Raw genomic sequence first — 16,814 nt, forward strand, 5'->3', positions numbered from 1 at the left:
TGTCGGAGCGCTCGGACTTAGACGCACCAAGCACCTGATCCATCTCTGCTTCTAGCATCTCTTGTAGGACCTGTTGGATAATATTTCTTAGCAGATCTCCATCTTGGGTAAGTGTCTCTTTTACTGACTCGATAAGTGCTTTAGTATTGTTTGTGGTGGTCATGGTCTACCTCCTTGAGGTTCTAGTTTGCTAATAATTCCTAGATACCATGGCCACCACTAGCAAATCAATTCACTCGTGGAATTTGCACAACTATCGGGACACAACCACGACCCAGAGCCACAAGCAGCCAGAGTTATAGCTGCCACTGTGGTTGCAATTACGGCGCTGCTTCTGCGCCTTAACTTCATCTTCTTCGTCACGTAGACACCTCCGAGTTCGGTTGAAGTTGTCACTAGTCTTAGGTCGAAGGTGGAAGAGATGTTGGAGGAATCTAGTTAAATAACCAAACCAGTAACTGTTTGGCCTTGCGGAGCTGCTCTGCCGTCTAGAAATTAAGGCTTTGGGTCCAGCTTGCGAGAAGTGGTAGAGGCTTGAGACCGATAAGTTAGGTTTTGCCATAACCTTATGGCACTACACTTAAGGTGGATCTGACTCGCTAGGGACCACAGTGACATGTAGAGTTCGCTGGAAAAAGGTTAGGAGCCGGAACTTGCTGGAACAGCAGATCCAGAAGGTGGATCGTTTTCAACGTGAACATAGTCAGTTGGCGTTCATTTATGCCGTGTATAAAAAGTCCAGCGAGGACAAGGTTTCATCGCTAGCCGCTCTTTTTGCATACTATGCACTGTTTTCGATATTTCCTCTTCTATTGGTCATGGTCTCGGTGCTCGGAGTGCTTTTGACCAAGGATTCGTCGCTGCGTACGCAGATAGTCAACTCTGCACTTGCCAACTTCCCGATAATTGGACCTCAGCTAAAGTCAAGTGTTCACAGTCTTACGGGAAACGGAGTCGGTATCGGCATCGGGACCGTAACGCTCCTTCTAGCCTCGCGGTGCTTAGCCTCTTTGGCGATAAGAGCTTTGAACGACGTTTGGAATGTACCAGATAGTAGACGAATGGGTTTTCCTAAATCGGTGCTGAATCAGTTGCTTTGGACCGTTACTGTAGGGGTCGGTGTAACAGTATCCACATTTTTTTCAACATATGCTTCTCTGCCTCTCTTTGTTGGCGTAGCTGTGGCCTTTGGGATAAACGCTCTTACATTTACTCTGGCTGCAAGAGTAATCTTGGGTAAGGCGGTTAGTGTCCGTCAGCACCTTGTGGGTTCGGTGCTCGCAGCGTTTCTCTGGGGCTTGTTGCAGGCCTTTGGCGCAGTCCTGATCGAACGCGATCTTTCGCACGCCAGCAGTACCTATGGATTTTTTGCGATCGTAATTGGGCTTTGTACCTGGATGTATCTTCAAGCGTATCTAACCCTGCTCTGTGCCGAGGCCGATGTGGTGCGGGACAAGCGACTGTGGCCCCGTTCTGTGGTTAGAGCTGATCCGACCGAAGGCGACCGCAGAAGTGAGGCCTTTAGGCTCAAACAGATCACAGCGGGACCGACATAGTCACTTTGGCTCTAGAAGTTTTCACAAAAACTTTTTGACTATCGCTAAAGTTTACTCTTTAGAAGTCCGACAAACGCGATGTCACAGGCTTGACTTTTGTTGCAGGAAAGGATTCGTGCAGTGAGACTCAGGTTTTTGTACCCCCAGCTGTCGGATCGGTGGCGAGGAACCCTGTTCTTGCTTTCATGCTTAGATCTGTAGGGGCGTTTCTGCTCCTCTCAGCACTATCTTGCTCTCTGTAGTGTTAAGGCCACGTAGTTAAAGAGCCAATGATCCGTTTTACAGGATGCTTTGGATAGTCTCCATTCTTGGATGATCGGCCGTGGTCTTGGTCTTTCTTGACAAAGTTATGCGAAGGCTTCTGCCTTTGGTTGCGCTTTTGAAACTTTCTATGATATTTCCAGATCAGGCTCCTTCACGCCTGGCTTTGGCTATGAAGGCGAGCTCTGTCAGGCGACTCGAAGAAACCGTAGGACGTCTAGAAGCAGGCGGTCCGATCTCTGACAACGAGGCTGCCATTCAGGTGCTTGAACTTGTGGCTGCATTAACTAACCACGATCGTTGCACAAGAGGGCATTTCCAAAGAGTCAAAGGTTACGCATACTTAATATCACAAGAGATCGGTTTGGACGAGGAGGATGCAAACAAACTCCAGTGGACAGTACTATTACATGATGTTGGAAAGCTTTCAGTTCCTTCTGAAATTCTGAACAAAAAAGGACGTCCAAAAAGAAGAGGAGTGGAGTCGGAACAAGGGACATCCACTAAAAGGCAAGAGACTTTTGGATCCACTTTCCGGTGGGTTGGGTCAGTTTGCAAATGCTGCATGGGAGCATCACGAGAGGTGGGACGGCACGGGTTATCCTCTGGGTCTGTACGGCACCGAGATCTCGTTCTCTGGAAGGATAGTGGCAGTAGCAGACGCCTTTGAGGTTATGAATGCGACAAGGTCTTACAAAAGGCCAATGTCTGCGAAGGAAGCTCGCACTGAGTTGGTGAGTTGTTCCGGCACTCACCTCGATCCTCGGGTTGTGAGGGCGCTTTTAGGGGTGTCTATAGGACGTATGCAACTCGTGGCCGGACCGATGTCCTGGATATCTCAGATCCCGTTTCTTGGCTGGACCGCTCCGCTCAACGTTGGAACGGCAGCTGGTGCGGTCAGATGGCCTCTCGCACTGGTGGGGTTTGCACACAGTGTTGCTCCTACGTTGCTATTCAGCGCATCTTCGGCTTCCCCGACTCCTGCAGCTCCGTCGGTCCCGGCTGTTAACAACACTTCGAGAGGCGCCGGCGTAACGGTTGCTCTAGCAAACTCCACCTTCGATGGAGCGACCAGTACCACTGCCAAGCAACCACAAGGGTCTACTACTTCGACGGCCGCCTCCGTATCTGCCTCAACAACAAGTACTACTTCAAATATCGATGCGTCGACAGAGGCGTCGCCGAACAGTCGCTCTGCGGGGTAGACCCCTGTCAATGGCGGATCCTCTTCGGCGTTGAGCGTTGCGGTAAGCGCAACCACGGCGGTTACTGTTGTTTCATCGGTTGCAAAGTCAAACTCGGGCACCTTGTCGTCCGTGCCGTCGTCGGCTACTTCCACAACCGCAGCCCCTTCTACCACTTCGACGAGCGCTGTGAGCTCAACGATTACCTCTACTCTAAGCGGCACGAGTCAGCTGAACCCTACTGCAAGCTCCGGATCGGCGGGTGGAGCAGGAAAGTATGTGCTAGGTAAGTCATCTTCAGCCTCTATCCCCTAACTCCGTTTTGCTTCAGATGAACGTAGCTAGATGGAGTCCGTTCCTCACTTCTAGTAGTCAGAGACGCCTAGAGAAAGAGTCTCAATCGAGACCATAGATGCTCTTGGTTTTCTGAAATCCCAGATGATCTGTGAGTGCCATGCACTATAGATCGCCTAAATGTTTTATTGATGGCAGGGTCTATCGACACTATCTACATCGACAGAGGGTCGTGGAGGTTAGTTAGGTGTAGGAGTCAATAGCGATCTTTGCTACGTGAATCGAGCATCGAAATCCTCCTGAAGGTGAGTGAATTACTAAAAAATGCAAGGTGGTATTTTGAGCTACTTCGTGTCGTTACTTGTTGAGACGCTCATATGGAGTGTCTTTAGAGTCCGTCTTATGCCAAAGACAGCCTTCGATGAGTAGCTTTGTCGCAAATCCAAGGGTGATGACCTCTACCTTTAGTGCCGAGATCCGCCGCAGGTAAGTACATCGGGACTCGTTGAGTGAATTGGCATATGTTAGCAAAGGACTTTAGTACTTTGAACCTGTCCTGCCCTAGTATCGTATCTCTAGCCCGCAACCTTTGAGGGCTCTTGGGGTAGAACTCAAATCGGAGGTTGCTAAAGACGTAACAAGCGAGATTTTAACTACTGTCGCCCAGGGAGGGCTATCTATACAGCCCGTACCCGATGTCCATCTAGGTTTACTGAGCATGGTGTGGGTGCTTTAACGCCTTGATATCTCAGTAGGATACCCCGTTGTGAGTGGAAGTGGCGATATGAGCTTTGCTAGCCTCACTAGTAAGGAATTCGTTGTGATTTCACTTAAGTGAAACTTAGTCTCAGCTAGTTGTCGATCGGAAGGATGATCGGATTGAAGTTACTAAGAGACAGAGCTTTAGAACTTGATGAACGAGACGTTCTGGCTAAGTATAAAGACGAGTACGAACTGCATGTAGATGACACTATCTATATGGATGGAAACTCCTTGGGCCAATTGTCGAAAAGTGCTCGTAGCGCAGTTATAGACACCTTGGATCTGCAGTGGGGTAGAGACAAAGTCGCAGCCTGGGATCGGTGGCTCTATCTTTGTGAGACTGTCGGTAACGCAATAGGAAGTGGCTTTCTTGGGGCTGAAGAGGGAGAGGTTATCGTCTCCGACTCGACCTCTGTCAATCTCTACAAGCTCGCAGTTGCTGCAGTGTCTGTGCAAAAAAACCGGGGGAGGATCGTGACCGATGACCAAAATTTTCCCACCGACCGGTACATCCTTACTGGCATAGCCGAGCAGATGTCACTTGAACTTACGGTAGTGCACTCAGACCGAGACGGTGCAGTGACAGAAGCTGACCTTGCGGAGGTTCTAGATGAAGACGTTGCACTTGTGAGCCTCTCTCATGTCAACTATCGCTCTGGAGGTTTGTCCGATATGAGAGAGATAAATCGAGCTGTTCACGGTGTTGGAGCGTTTTCGCTTTGGGATCTTTCGCACTCGGTGGGAGTGGTTCCTATCGATCTTGACGAAGAGGGTTGTGACCTAGCTGTCGGATGTACTTATAAGTATCTAAATGGAGGTCCAGGATCTCCTGCGTTTCTGTACATCCGAGACGAGTTGATCGATAAGCTTTCCCAGCCGATCTGGGGATGGTTCTCTACTGCAGATCAGTTTGAGATGGGTGACCTTTATCTTCCAAAAGATGGGGTGGGGCGGTTCCAAGTTGGAACTCCTCCAATTTTGTCCGTAGCGGCTCTCTCGGGTGCACTTGAGCCTCTAATTGAAGCGACTATTTCAGCGATTAGAGAGAAGTCTTTATCCCTGACTACCTTTGCCCAAGAACTGATCGCTGAGTGGCTGCACGATTTGGGATTCATGTTGGCCTCGCCGAGTGACCCCAATGGAAGAGGAGGACATATCTCTTTATATCACAAAGATGCGAAAGAGATAAACGACCACTTAGTCAAGCGTTATGGAGTCATCACAGACTATCGTGTCCCGGATCGAATTCGTTTCACACCCTCTCCTATGTACACAAGCTTTACCATGGTCTACGATGCCCTAGAACGGTTGCGGAAATTGGCAATGGGGATGTACAAGCACTAAAGGTTGCAAAATATTGAACCCCCCCAAGGAGATTACTCCTTGGGGGGGGTCGGCTTTGATTTGAGAAATACCTACTTTGGTCTGTGGTGTATTTACTTCTTTGTCTCCCAGAATATCTCAGCGATCTGGTCGATCTCTGAGAGAAGCCGGTCGCCTACCGCTACATCGTTTGTTTTCTTCGACTCGCCAGCAGTCTTGGTCGCCTTCCAAAACAGCTCGTGAAGTTGAGGGTACTTAGCTAGATGCTCTGGCTTGAAGTAGTCTGTCCACAGTACCCATAGATGATGCTTTACCAACTCTGCGCGCTCTTCTTTTATGGTAACTGCGCGTTCTTTGAATACCGGATCGTCTGACGCGTTGAACTTCTCCATAATTGACTTTACTGACTGTGCCTCTATTCGCGCTTGGGCGGGGTCATAGACGCCGCAGGGTAGGTCACAGTGGGCAGAGACTTGTGTCGGACGTGAGATTTTATCGATTGTGTTTAGCACTCGATAGAAAATGCGCATTGGCTCTCCTTCGTTCTGAAGATATTTTCTTTTCTATCCATAACATTAGTCAACCTACTTGAGACTGGCACCTTGTCGGAGAAGGTAGTTTCTAATATGTGTTGCAGTTGAGAGTGAACAGAGGCCGAGGATCCAAGGCGAAGTCCTCTCTAGTAGTTACCTTATTGCTTTGCGTGGTTTTAATCCTGGCAGTTAAGCAGAGATACATTAGATTTGAGGTTACTGGAGATTCGATGTATCCGACTCTAACACCCGGCGATAAGGTGATCGTTGGGAAGAACCGTAGGTGCAGAGTCGGTGACGTGGTTGTTTTGTCGGATCCCAGAGATAGACGTTCGCTGATCGTCAAGCGAGTTCAAGATATCTGTGAAACAGAGGTATATGTCGTCGGTGACAACCCGGATTCTTCCACTGACTCAAGGCACTTTGGGCCTGTTCCTTTAGATTTAATTGTTGGAAGTGTAAAGATGCGCTACTATCCCTTAGGAGCTTCGGGGAGTCTCTGAGAAGCCATGAGGAGGAGCTAAGTGGAAAGATCGTTAGATGAAGCGATTTCAAAGGTTCTGGAACGAAGCTACGTACAAGACGTCTCCGATATAGACATAGAAGAACTCAGATCAAGGCGAGAGTACGCGAGACGCTTGGAGTCTGTTTTATCCTACGCTAGGAGGCTTCTTCAGGCGCGTATCGATATCGCCAAGAATTCGAGCGAGGGAGATGTAGTCACCGAGCAGCTTTCCCAAACTCTGGCACGTAGCGTGAAGGGACCCGAAACTGCTACTCGACACGTCGAGGTTGAACTATCGGAGGAGTTACAGGCTTTAGCCGATCAATGGATCGAAGCGGTCGTTGAACCGCACTCAAACCTCTCGAACATTGAGCTTCTCATCCGACTAGAGGAGGCTGAAGCGGGAATATCGTCCAAACGACATCAGTTGCATGAAGTGCTGAACGTTCTTAGTTCTGAGGTCAAGGGTCGATACATAAGGGGTGAGGCTTCGATCGACACCGTGCTAGGGGAGAAGCCGGTTTGATTATGTCAATGTGTACTGGCACGTGAAGTTTAGGGGAAGGAAACCATTTCATTGCGTATTGCCATGATCTCTTACCATACCTCACCGTTGGCACAGCCAGGAGTTGGTGATGGAGGTGGAATGAATGTGTACGTTAGGCAGCTGGCGACGGCACTTGCAAGATTGGGCATTCACTGTGACGTCTATACTCGGGCTGACTCCAAAGATGACGTTGGCTCTGTCAGGGTTGAGCCTGGTTTCGAGGTGCACTTCATTGAGTCTGGACCGAAGAGGGATCTCCCCAAGGAGCGTCTTTTGCAGTACGTGCGTCACTTTACTGATGGCGTTCTAAGACATATTTTCACCGAACGAAACGGCCACGTCGACCTTGTTCACGCTAATTACTGGCTCTCGGGAATTGCGGGCCACACGATCAAACACGAGCTGAACGTACCCCTCTTTACCAGTTTTCACACGCTAGAGAAGGCTAAGAAGATTGGACGGGAGTCTCCAGATGACGGGTACGACTCCACTGTGCGCATATGGCATGAGCAACGGGTCATGGGATGTTCAGACGCCATACTGGCCTCTTGTGGTCCTGAGGCGGAGTGGATAACTAGGCTCTATAACGTAGATCCTTTTCAGATCAGAGTGGTCCCGCTAGGGGTGGATAGAGCGTTTTTTGCCCCAGGCGACCAGAAGATGGCGAGGAGCGCTATTGGACTTCCCCGAGACGATAAAATCGTCTTATCCGTCGGGAGGGTCCAACCCCTAAAAGGCTTCCTACTTGGAGCCAAGGCGGTTGAGCGGGTCCTTGAAGAGATGGATGTTCACTTCGTGCTCGTAGGAGGTCCCTCTGGTCCCGAGGGTGAGGATGAATTAGCTCGGTTACGGGCGATGAGTCGGAGAGGAACCCTAAAGGGCAGGATGCATTTTTTTGCTCCGCAGCCCCACGAGATTCTATCTTCTTTTTACCGAGCTAGTGATGTTGTGCTGGTGCCCTCAAGAACGGAAAGTTTTGGGTTGGTTGCTCTGGAGGCGTCAGCCACCGCTAAGCCTATAGTTGCGTCAGCGGTGGGAGGTTTGACAACCCTTGTCAAAGACGGCCGCTCTGGACATCTTGTCAGAGATAGATCTGTCGAGGGTTTTGCTGCCAAGATATCAGGGGTCCTAGCCCATTCCGATAGGGGAGAAGCGATGGGGCGCAACGCTTACCATCACACACGTGGCTTTACTTGGAGTAATTCGGCGAAGTATCTGCTAGAGATCTTGGAAGACCGTCAAAGTAATGAACTAGTCCTTTGTGGGTAGATCTCTTAGGGATGATCTTCAAACGCCTTTATTGGAATGAGGCGGATACTTTGATCTTTGTGGGCGATATGGAATATCTAGCTATTATATCTATGCTTTAGCCATGGAATTTGAACTAGCAGTTATCGGTGGCGGAAAGATGGGCGCTGGCATCTTGCGGGGTCTTTTGGATTCGGGAAGATCCGAGGTCCTTGGAACTTTAGCGGTCGTGGAGCGCAATGAACTGCGGGCAGAGGTTCTACGGTCTGATTTTGGTACCCATGTGGCAGTTATCGATACAGCGCCCAAGGCAACCTATTACCTCATTGCGACGAAGCCCTCGGATCTGCCACAAGCCGTCAAGGACGCTTACAGGGCAAACAGGGAAGCGGTGTTCATTTCGATCGCAGCGGGTGTGACGCTAGAGACGTTGCACGAACTTTCGTCTGAGTCATCGACCTGCGTTCGGGTTATGCCGAACACTGCAGCTACCCTTCAAAGATCGATATCGGCGGTCGCAGTGGATGATGGTACCACAGGCGAGGTGCTGGAGTTCGTAGAGCGACTCTTTAGATCCGTCGGCGACGTCGTGTTCATCTCCGAGTCAAAGATCGACTTGGTTACAGCCGTCTCGGGCTCCGGACCTGCTTATCTGTACCTATTGGCTGAGGCACTTGAGGACGCTGCGGTATCTGTGGGACTTCCTTTCGAGCTTGCGAGTCGACTGGTGCAACAGACTCTGGTTGGTGCCTCGCATATGTACCTAGAAACCGGCAAGGATCTCAGGGTCCTAAAAAGAGAGGTTACTTCTCCTGGTGGAACCACCGCAGCTGCCCTTATAGAGTTAGAACGATGTGGCTTGAGGGCTGCGGTGTATGACGCAATTAGAGCGGCAATTCGACGGGCAGAAGAGATAGGTAAAAAGACCCAGCTCTAGACGACTGTGACGGCTGTATCCCTGAATCACACTGAGAGACAGAACGAGATATATCATCTTAAGATATGCAGATCATAAAGAGGGTGAGTTGTTCCCGTCTATGAATTTTTGCATTCAAGGTAGTAACCTTGATAAGAGAAAGTATTTCTTAGTAGGTTTATTGCCCTTGGGTTGGCGGTAGGGAGCCTTTCGTGGCCATTATGGCGGTTGTAGTCTCAAATAGTGACGAGACTGATGAGTTGGATTTCGAGAGTTTTGCCCTCTCTAGTGACACGACGGAGTCGATAGTGTCCGCTCTGTCTGAGTTACGGGGCTCTTTAGTGGACGAGGCAGTCGTTCTCTCCACCTGTGCCAGAACCGAGATCTACGTTCAGGCGAAGGAGTTCCATAGGACCGTCGAGGCGATAGCAGAGGTGATATCTTCCAAGCTCGGTGTCTCTCAGAGTGACTTTCAAAGGTACGCTAGGGTACACTACGCAGACGGCGCCGCTGAGCATCTTTATCGGGTAGCGTGTGGTCTTGAGTCTCGAATAGTGGGCGAGAGCGAGATACTAGCCCAGGTGAAAGAGGCAATAGAAGAAGCAGTACAAAAGGGAACCTCTGGCCCGGTCTTGAATCGTCTGTTTAGGGAGGCGATCGAAGTCGGGAAGTGGACCCGTGCTGAGACCTCGCTATCGGTTGGGTCGACCTCCGTTGGTTCTGCAGCGGTAAAGATCTTGCTGTCAGAACTCGAGGAAGTTGCAGATCCCAACGTAGCGGTAGTAGGTTCGGGCGCAATAGCTACAGAGGTAGTCGAGATCCTCTCAGACTCAGGTGCAGTGGTGACTGTAGTTGCCAGGGATCCGAGCAAAGCACAGCTCCTTGCTAAATCCGCTAGGGGCAAGTTTGCCGCTATAGAAGATCTTGAGACCGTGCTTGCAGGCGCTGATGGGGCAATCTTTGCAACGACCTCCCCCACTTACCTCCTTAGTACTAGTAACTTTGTGCGGGTACGATCCGCTAGAGTCGACCCTCGCCCTTTGGTTGTCGTAGACCTGTCGCTTCCTCGTGATGTGCAACCGGACGTAGCGAAGTACGACGGGATTAAACTAACAGACTTAGAGGGTGTTAACCAATTGATCGAAAGGTCCATGAGTGTTCGATTGGATGCCGTAGCAGAGGTAGAAGCTAAAATCAGCGCCTATCTGGAACGCTTTCCGTCGTTGTCGGCGACCAAAGAGATCTCCCCTGTTATCGCTTCGCTTTATCAAAGAGCCGAAACTATTAGAGTGGAAGAGCTCGCAGTATTTTTCGAAAGGCATCGTGGTCTCGATCCAAAGCTCGCTTCTGAGATCGACAGGCTGACGGATCATATAGTTAAGAAACTTCTGCATACCCCAGCCACGCAACTTAGAAAGGTCGTTGACGGGTCCCAAAACACAGACATCGTAGAGGACGCTAAAGTACTCTTTGGGCTCTGATACCTTTGAGCCAATGGCGATTACTAGTTAGGTTTTAGATGCGAACAGTAAAGATTGCGACCAGGCGGTCTGAGTTGGCGGTTGCCCAAGCCACATATGTAGGATCATTGCTGAACAGTGACTTTGAACTGGTCTATGTCACCACCCAAGGAGACAGGGATCAGGCAAGCGCTCTATCTGTAATTGGCGGTCAGGGCATCTTTACTAAAGAGGTTCAAAGAGCGGTATTGGACGGCATGGCAGACATAGCGGTCCACTCTGCCAAAGATCTACCATCAGCAACTCATATCGATCTAGCGATTCGAGGTGTTCCAAAGAGAGAGGATGTAAGAGACGTTCTAATCGGTTCAAGGCTAAGCGATTTGGCTGAGGGATCGATAGTCTATACATCATCTAACCGTCGAAAGGCTCAGCTTCTATCTTTGAGGCCTGACATAGAGGTTAGAGGGGCTCGGGGGAGCATTGCGACCAGAATGAAGCTTGCCGGTCATCGATCTGCTGTGTTTGTTGCCAAAGCAGCGCTTGACAGGCTCGGTATATCTAAATTTGACGGTGAGATTTTGCCACTAGAAAGCTTTACGCCTCAAGTTGGGCAGGGAGCTTTGGCCGTTGAAGCCCTTAGATCAGACGATGAGATAGGAGATCTCCTACAAGGCATAACGGATTTGGAGACCTTCGATGCCCTGATGTGTGAACGCGCCTTTTTGAGTCGTCTAGGTGCTGGGTGCACGATGCCGGTAGGAGCCTACGCAGTTAGCGCTGAGGGTCTAACGACGGTTAATGGGTTTATCGGAGTGGAAGATGGATCACGCCTTTGGCGGGCCTCTGCGTCTAGTACAGATCCGCAAAGAGCTGGTAGGGAGCTAGCCGAGAAGCTTCTTCAGATGTCAGGGGTTCGTTTTGGTGAAGCGACAGTAGAACGAGCGACGGGTTAGGTGCTTGAAGATCCGATGGTCTATCTTATCGGGGCGGGACCTGGGCGCAAAGAGCTTCTGACTCTGCGTGCTGCGGAGTTGCTCAAGGAGGCGGAAGTCGTTGTATATGACTACCTGGTCTCGGATTCCGTTTTGGCTCTCGCCAGTAGAAGCGCTGTTCTTTATGACGTTGGAAAGCGTCCTGGGCGCCCCACCAACCAGGGCGATATCAATGATCTACTGCTAGGACTTTCGCAGAGATACAGCCGTGTAGTCCGTCTAAAAGGTGGTGACCCCTTCATATTTGGACGGGGAGCGGAGGAGGCACAGTTTCTTCAACGTCACGGTGTCAAGTTTGAGATCGTTCCAGGTGTGTCGTCTGTAAACGGCGCCTCAGTTTTTGCCGGTCTTCCTCTTACTCATCGAGGGGTTGCGCAAGGTTACACTGTCATCACGGGTCACGGTCGGGAGGGGATGCCGCTCTCCTACGACTGGGAGGCACTTGTTAGGAGTCGGCTCACGATCGTTGTCTTGATGGGAGTGGCCCACAGATTAGAGATCGCAGAGAGTCTCTGCCGCTTTGGTATGGATCCAAAGACCCCAGCGGCGGTTGTTACAAGAGCTACGACTGCGTCGCAGCAGATTATACGTTGCGCTCTCTGTGAACTTCCAGGCCTGGAGGTAACTTCCCCTTCGGCTATCGTGATCGGCGAAGTAGCTTCCGTCGATGTTTCGTGGTTGTCAAGCCGTCCCTTGTTTGGGCTTCGTGTAGTCGTTACTCGACCAAGCTCAGAAGAAGATCTCGTCGCACCGCTTGAGTACCTGGGAGCGGAGGTCACTCATCTCCCGGCTATCGAGATAGGAGAGCCCTCTGACTCTGGTGCGGCGCTACGGTCGGCTTTAGAGAGAGTCCAGGAGTTTGAATGGCTCATATTCACCTCCTCTAACGCAGTAAGAAAAACCTTTGAAGAACTTGGGGATCTGCGAAGACTGGGTGGGGTAAAGTTGGGAGCGATTGGCTCGGGCACTCGAGATACCTTGTTGTCTTACAAGGTAGGCGTCGACTTTGTGCCCACGAGCTACGTCGGTGAGAGCTTTGCAGAAGAGTTTCCCAAGGCCCAATCAAAGTCGGGCAGCGTTTTACTACCAAGAGCCAAGGTCGCAAGAGACGTTGTACCGCAAGGGCTTATGGATAAGGGTTGGAACGTCTCGGTGGTAGAAGCCTATGAGACTAAGAGCGTGCGATACGATTCGGATCAGTATCTAAAGGACTATGATCTTGTACTTTTTGCTTCCCCCTCGGCTGTAGATGCGTATTTTCAGAGCTTTGGAGAGCGACTCAATTCGTTGTCGATAGGGGCTATCGGTCCGATAACGGCGCGTAGGGCTTCTGCGCTGGGACTAAGGGTGGACTTTATCGGTGACGTGTACAACTTCGAAGGTCTCATCGATGCAACGGTTTCGTGGTGGAGATCTCGAGACTGGTGAGAACCTGAAACGAAGAAGTTCGGGAGTGCTGGTAAGGCATCCAAATTCTCTTGAGCCTTGCTAGGTTTAACTCTAATGAGATTTCCCACACACCGCCCTAGAAGACTCCGATCCAACTCTGCGTTGAGAGACTTAGTTGCCGAGACCTCGATAGCACCAAGTGACTTTATAATGCCGTACTTTGTGCTTGAAGACGCACCCGAGCCGCTGGAGATACCATCCCTACCTGGCGTGTATCAACACACCTTGTCCTCTTTGTCGGCTGATATCAAGGAGATAAAGGCGCTGGGGATAAGAGCCGTAATTCTATTTGGAGTCCCTAAGCACAAAGATTCAGTCGGATCAGGTGCATACGCCTCAGACGGAGTTGTCCAGAGGGCCATAGCGCAGGTGAAGGACGCATTTGGTGATGAGGTAGTTGTATTTGCAGATCTCTGCCTGGATGAATATACAGATCACGGTCACTGTGGACTGATTGACGCTAAAGGCCATGTGGACAACGACTCTACGCTGGAGCTTTACGCTCAGATAGCGATCTCTCAGGCACTAGCAGGAGTGGACTTTGTGGCACCTTCTGGGATGATGGACGGTCAAGTAGACGCCATAAGGAAGGCTCTCGATCGGGAGAGCATGTCAGAGGTAGGGATTTTAGCTTACTCGGCGAAGTACGCATCAGGGCTATACGGACCTTTTCGTGACGCAGTCAACGTCGAAATACGAGGCGGTGGTGATCGCAAGGCTTACCAGCAAGATTATCGGAACGCATCCGAATCGATAAGAGAGGTTCTTTTAGATATCGAAGAGGGTGCGGATATGGTGATGGTCAAGCCGGCTATAAGCTATCTCGACATTATCTCAAAGGTAAGTGAGGTCTCATCTGTCCCGCTATGCGCGTATCACGTTTCGGGGGAGTATGCGATGGTAAAGGCAGCATCGGAAAAGGGGTGGATCGACGGTGAAGCCGTAGCGCTCGAGCAGATGTATGCGGTACGAAGGGCTGGCGCAGATATGGTAATTACCTACTTTGCCAAGGATCTGGCAAAAACCATGCAGCGATGCTAGAGGGAATTGGTGAACTTATAGAACCCGACTTGGGTGAGTGGAGACTATGAACGATACTAACTTGCAGATGTGGAAACGTGCCGTGAAGGTAATTCCTGGCGGGGTCAACTCCCCAGTTCGATCGTTTGTGTCAGTGGGGGGTACGCCTTACTTTGTGCAACGCGCCAAGGGAGCGTACGTATACGATTTGAACGGTCGGAGATATATCGACTACGTACAATCTTACGGGGCTTCGATACTTGGTCATGCAGACTCTAGAGTCACTGTGGCTGTGTCAAGGGCGGCAGAACTAGGTACAACCTACGGAGCTCCGACTGAAGGAGAGGTCTTGTTGGCGGAGGAGGTAGTTGAAAGAGTCCGCAGTGTTGAGATGGTGAGGCTTGTCTCCTCAGGCACCGAAGCGACTATGACCGCTTTGCGGCTTGCGAGGGGTGTAACCGGCAGGAACAAAGTGGTAAAGTTTGACGGTTGTTATCATGGCCACTCCGATCAGCTGCTTGCCTCTGCGGGATCAGGGGTTGCATCGTTGGGACTAGCGGGGTCTGTGGGGGTCTCTGCCAACGCGGTGTCCGATACACTTGTGGTTCCATACAATCAGGTTCCTGTGTTAGACGATGAGACTGCGTGTGTGATCGTAGAGCCTGTTGCAGCAAATATGGGATTGATCCCTCCTCAGGAAGGCTTCTTATCCGGCCTTAGACGTGAGTGTGACAGGGTCGGGGCACTTCTCATATTTGACGAAGTTATAACTGGATTTCGGGTAGCTAAGGGGGGAGTTTCGGACCTCTTCGATGTCGATGCAGACCTTTATTGTTTTGGGAAGGTCATGGGCGGAGGGTTGCCAATCGGTGCCCTGGCCGGACGAAGCGAGATAATGAGGCAGCTAGCACCTACAGGACCCGTTTACCAGGCTGGCACGCTGTCGGGTAACCCCGTTGCAACAGCAGCAGGACTGACCGTGCTCAGGGCCCTAGATGAAAACTCTTATTCGATGCTCGAAGGTAGGAGCAAATACCTTGCAGAGGGTCTAGAAAAAGTTATCTCGGAGGCTGGATTTGACGTTCAGATACATCGCTTTGGTCCTCTTTTATCCATTTTCTTTGGAGACCTAACAGTGACCGACTACCTAAGTGCCAAGAAATCGGTTGCGCTGGGCGCTTACCCTTACTTCTTCCACGCCATGTTACAGCGCGGCGTGGCTTTGGCTCCTGGACCTTATGAGGTCATGTTTCCCTCTTTGGCGCATAGTTGGGACGACATTGAGCTGAGCGTCGATCTGGCGTCTGCAGCGGCGAATCAGGCCTTTACGGAGTGGTCGGATAGAAAACCTCTTTAGATCTTTGTACCGCCTTCAGTACCTTGAAAGCTTTATCTGCGTAGCTATAGAGGTGGTCGCCGAGCCTTGGGTCCTGTGCGCTCATCAGGTTAGCCATCACGGTAACGATAGGAGTCATAAGACGTTGCTCTCTCGTTGCGAGCCATATCGCTGGAGCCATGATCCGGGGTTCCGAGATCAGCTTTACAAAGGCTCTTGCGATACTGTAGTACTCTCCGTATCTCTCCTCCAGTCGGCTTGTGTACACCTTGGCTAGGTCTATGGAGGGCGATCCGATCGCTAGTGTTACTACGTCAGCTGCTACCTTGCCAGTTTCGAGTGCATAAGCTATGCCTTCTCCGTTGAAGGGATTTATAGAGGCTGCTGAGTCTCCAACGAGTAGATAGTTATTGCCTGCACGCGGAGTTACTACGTGTCCCATCTGAAGCTTGCCACCTATGAACTTTGAGTGGGCACTCTTGGGATCTATCCCCCAGCTGGGTCCTATCTGTCTTACGTAGCTCTCTAGAGCCTTTGTTGTATTTATAGACCTCCAGCGGTGGGAGTTAGTGAGAAGTCCAAAGCCGATGTTGGCCCTTCCATCTCCCAAAGGAAATATCCATCCATATCCCGGAATGATATCGCCGTCATCGTTCCTCAGATCCATCTGAGACTCGATCCAGGGCTCCTCGGAGCGATCAGTTTCGAAGTAGGCTCGGACAGCCATTCCCATCGGCTCATTGCGGTTTCGAACGGCACCAATTGACCTTGCGACGCGCGAGTTTGCTCCCTCGGCCAATACGTAGTACTTTGCGTGAACCTCAAACACCGATCCGTCACGTTCATCTGTGGCGCTTATGAAATCAATCGCTTCATCGCTAGAAAGGGCCGCCCCAGTGACCTCAAACCCTTGATAGACCTTAGCCCCCAAAGCTTCGGCGCGCTCGGCCACTGCTTTATCTAGTTCGTAACGCGTTACGACGTACCCATGAGAAGGATACTCTGGGCTGCTTGGCCATGGTATCTCCAGTGACTTACCGTAAGCGTTGGCTCTAAGTCCAAGGTACCTATGTTTTTTACTAAGGAAGTTGCTCAGACCCATAGATTCCAGTTGGACGACGCTCCTGGGAGTCAAACCGTCTCCGCAGGCCTTTTCTCTTGGGAAGTGCTTCTTTTCTAACACTACTGTGTCTATGCCTCTTAGCGATAGCCAGTAGGCGGCGCTTGATCCTGAAGGACCTGCTCCTATAACAGCAACGGTGGTATCGATTCTGGATTTGTTCACACCTATAACCTAAGTGATGGCACGGGCTATGCCAACATGGTGACGGTACTGTTATTTGCCGAGATACACAACGCTCCAGTGTGATAAATTATGCAAATTTGGTGCGTACGTCAAATTTTGGAAGTATGTAGGGTGTAGTT

The 16,814-nt window shown here is 50.7% G+C and carries 17 protein-coding genes and 2 pseudogenes; 14 read left to right on the forward strand and 5 right to left on the reverse strand.

Features of this window, described 5'->3' with window-relative positions:
• On the reverse strand, positions 1-163 hold a 163-nt coding region (locus tag BUA24_RS13275; protein ID WP_178138665.1), incomplete at its 3' end, for a transposase.
• Positions 164-238: 75 nt separating this feature from the next.
• Between BUA24_RS13275 and BUA24_RS13065 the strand changes: the two genes are divergently transcribed.
• The 4 genes and pseudogenes from BUA24_RS13065 to BUA24_RS13285 all read left to right on the forward strand — a co-directional run.
• Entirely contained in the window at positions 239-367 is a 129-nt protein-coding gene (locus tag BUA24_RS13065; protein WP_272867269.1) for a hypothetical protein, read from the forward strand.
• 286 nt (positions 368-653) lie between these two features.
• Positions 654-1,556, forward strand: a complete 903-nt coding sequence (locus tag BUA24_RS01500) for a YihY/virulence factor BrkB family protein (RefSeq protein ID WP_072788050.1) — start codon at positions 654-656, stop codon at positions 1,554-1,556.
• Between the two features lie 433 nt (positions 1,557-1,989).
• Positions 1,990-2,262 (forward strand): annotated as a pseudogene (locus BUA24_RS13280) (HD domain-containing protein); the annotation flags it as partial.
• A gap of 31 nt (positions 2,263-2,293) precedes the next feature.
• A pseudogene (locus BUA24_RS13285) lies at positions 2,294-2,575 on the forward strand (HD-GYP domain-containing protein); the annotation flags it as partial.
• Between the two features lie 80 nt (positions 2,576-2,655).
• Here the strand turns inward: BUA24_RS13285 and BUA24_RS12370 are convergent.
• Together BUA24_RS12370 and BUA24_RS12375 are read right to left on the reverse strand one after the other, a co-directional pair.
• Positions 2,656-3,225 carry a hypothetical protein gene (locus BUA24_RS12370; RefSeq protein ID WP_178138667.1) on the reverse strand — a complete coding sequence of 190 codons (570 nt, stop codon included), beginning with the start codon at positions 3,223-3,225 and terminating at the stop codon, positions 2,656-2,658.
• A gap of 427 nt (positions 3,226-3,652) precedes the next feature.
• Positions 3,653-3,826: a hypothetical protein gene (locus BUA24_RS12375; protein WP_178138668.1), complete on the reverse strand. Its 174-nt coding sequence runs from the start codon at positions 3,824-3,826 to the stop codon at positions 3,653-3,655.
• A 348-nt stretch (positions 3,827-4,174) separates the two neighbouring features.
• Here BUA24_RS12375 and kynU point away from each other — a divergent pair, with 348 nt between their 5' ends.
• Positions 4,175-5,401, forward strand: a complete 1,227-nt coding sequence (gene kynU / locus BUA24_RS01515) for a kynureninase (protein WP_178138669.1) — start codon at positions 4,175-4,177, stop codon at positions 5,399-5,401.
• Between the two features lie 92 nt (positions 5,402-5,493).
• Here kynU and sodN read toward each other — a convergent pair whose 3' ends face one another.
• Positions 5,494-5,910, reverse strand: a complete 417-nt coding sequence (gene sodN, locus BUA24_RS01520; protein WP_072788055.1) for a superoxide dismutase, Ni — start codon at positions 5,908-5,910, stop codon at positions 5,494-5,496.
• 98 nt (positions 5,911-6,008) lie between these two features.
• Between sodN and sodX the strand changes: the two genes are divergently transcribed.
• From sodX to hemL, 9 genes are all read left to right on the forward strand, one after another.
• Positions 6,009-6,416, forward strand: coding sequence for a nickel-type superoxide dismutase maturation protease (sodX, locus tag BUA24_RS01525; RefSeq protein WP_084660081.1), 408 nt, complete (start codon positions 6,009-6,011; stop codon positions 6,414-6,416).
• A gap of 21 nt (positions 6,417-6,437) precedes the next feature.
• Positions 6,438-6,944, forward strand: coding sequence for an RsiG family protein (locus BUA24_RS01530; RefSeq protein ID WP_072788057.1), 507 nt, complete (start codon positions 6,438-6,440; stop codon positions 6,942-6,944).
• A gap of 51 nt (positions 6,945-6,995) precedes the next feature.
• Positions 6,996-8,234 carry a glycosyltransferase gene (locus BUA24_RS01535; RefSeq protein WP_143146328.1) on the forward strand — a complete coding sequence of 413 codons (1,239 nt, stop codon included), beginning with the start codon at positions 6,996-6,998 and terminating at the stop codon, positions 8,232-8,234.
• Positions 8,235-8,337: 103 nt separating this feature from the next.
• Complete coding sequence (gene proC, locus BUA24_RS01540; RefSeq protein ID WP_072788060.1) at positions 8,338-9,150, forward strand: pyrroline-5-carboxylate reductase; 813 nt, start codon at positions 8,338-8,340, stop codon at positions 9,148-9,150.
• Between the two features lie 200 nt (positions 9,151-9,350).
• On the forward strand, positions 9,351-10,610 hold the full coding sequence (gene hemA, locus BUA24_RS01545; protein ID WP_245790252.1) for a glutamyl-tRNA reductase: 1,260 nt from the start codon (positions 9,351-9,353) through the stop codon (positions 10,608-10,610).
• Positions 10,611-10,648: 38 nt separating this feature from the next.
• Positions 10,649-11,545, forward strand: a complete 897-nt coding sequence (gene hemC, locus BUA24_RS01550; protein ID WP_072788063.1) for a hydroxymethylbilane synthase — start codon at positions 10,649-10,651, stop codon at positions 11,543-11,545.
• Between the two features lie 15 nt (positions 11,546-11,560).
• On the forward strand, positions 11,561-13,012 hold the full coding sequence (gene cobA, locus BUA24_RS01555) for a uroporphyrinogen-III C-methyltransferase (RefSeq protein WP_072788310.1): 1,452 nt from the start codon (positions 11,561-11,563) through the stop codon (positions 13,010-13,012).
• A 75-nt stretch (positions 13,013-13,087) separates the two neighbouring features.
• On the forward strand, positions 13,088-14,074 hold the full coding sequence (gene hemB, locus BUA24_RS01560; protein ID WP_072788065.1) for a porphobilinogen synthase: 987 nt from the start codon (positions 13,088-13,090) through the stop codon (positions 14,072-14,074).
• 46 nt (positions 14,075-14,120) lie between these two features.
• Entirely contained in the window at positions 14,121-15,410 is a 1,290-nt protein-coding gene (gene hemL, locus BUA24_RS01565) for a glutamate-1-semialdehyde 2,1-aminomutase (RefSeq protein WP_072788066.1), read from the forward strand.
• Here hemL and BUA24_RS01570 read toward each other — a convergent pair.
• The gene (locus BUA24_RS01570) at positions 15,379-16,674 is read right to left on the reverse strand and encodes a geranylgeranyl reductase family protein (RefSeq protein ID WP_072788068.1); all 1,296 of its coding nucleotides are present in this window, start codon (positions 16,672-16,674) and stop codon (positions 15,379-15,381) included. The two genes, hemL and BUA24_RS01570, sit on opposite strands and share 32 nt — an antisense overlap.
• Between the last annotated feature and the right edge of the window lie 140 nt (positions 16,675-16,814).

The sequence above is a fragment of the Ferrithrix thermotolerans DSM 19514 genome (assembly GCF_900128965.1).
Lineage (GTDB): Bacteria > Actinomycetota > Acidimicrobiia > Acidimicrobiales > Acidimicrobiaceae > Ferrithrix > Ferrithrix thermotolerans.

What these genes read in the sequence shown, in the direction of transcription:
- hemB (WP_072788065.1), top strand. Translation starts at nt 13,088, where the DNA reads ATGAGATTTCCCACACACCGCCCTAGAAGACTCCGATCCAACTCTGCG.
- hemC (WP_072788063.1), top strand. Translation starts at nt 10,649, where the DNA reads ATGCGAACAGTAAAGATTGCGACCAGGCGGTCTGAGTTGGCGGTTGCC.
- hemA (WP_245790252.1), top strand. Translation starts at nt 9,351, where the DNA reads ATGGCGGTTGTAGTCTCAAATAGTGACGAGACTGATGAGTTGGATTTC.
- hemL (WP_072788066.1), top strand. Translation starts at nt 14,121, where the DNA reads ATGAACGATACTAACTTGCAGATGTGGAAACGTGCCGTGAAGGTAATT.
- sodN (WP_072788055.1), bottom strand. Translation starts at nt 5,910, where the DNA reads ATGCGCATTTTCTATCGAGTGCTAAACACAATCGATAAAATCTCACGT.
- proC (WP_072788060.1), top strand. Translation starts at nt 8,338, where the DNA reads ATGGAATTTGAACTAGCAGTTATCGGTGGCGGAAAGATGGGCGCTGGC.
- cobA (WP_072788310.1), top strand. Translation starts at nt 11,561, where the DNA reads ATGGTCTATCTTATCGGGGCGGGACCTGGGCGCAAAGAGCTTCTGACT.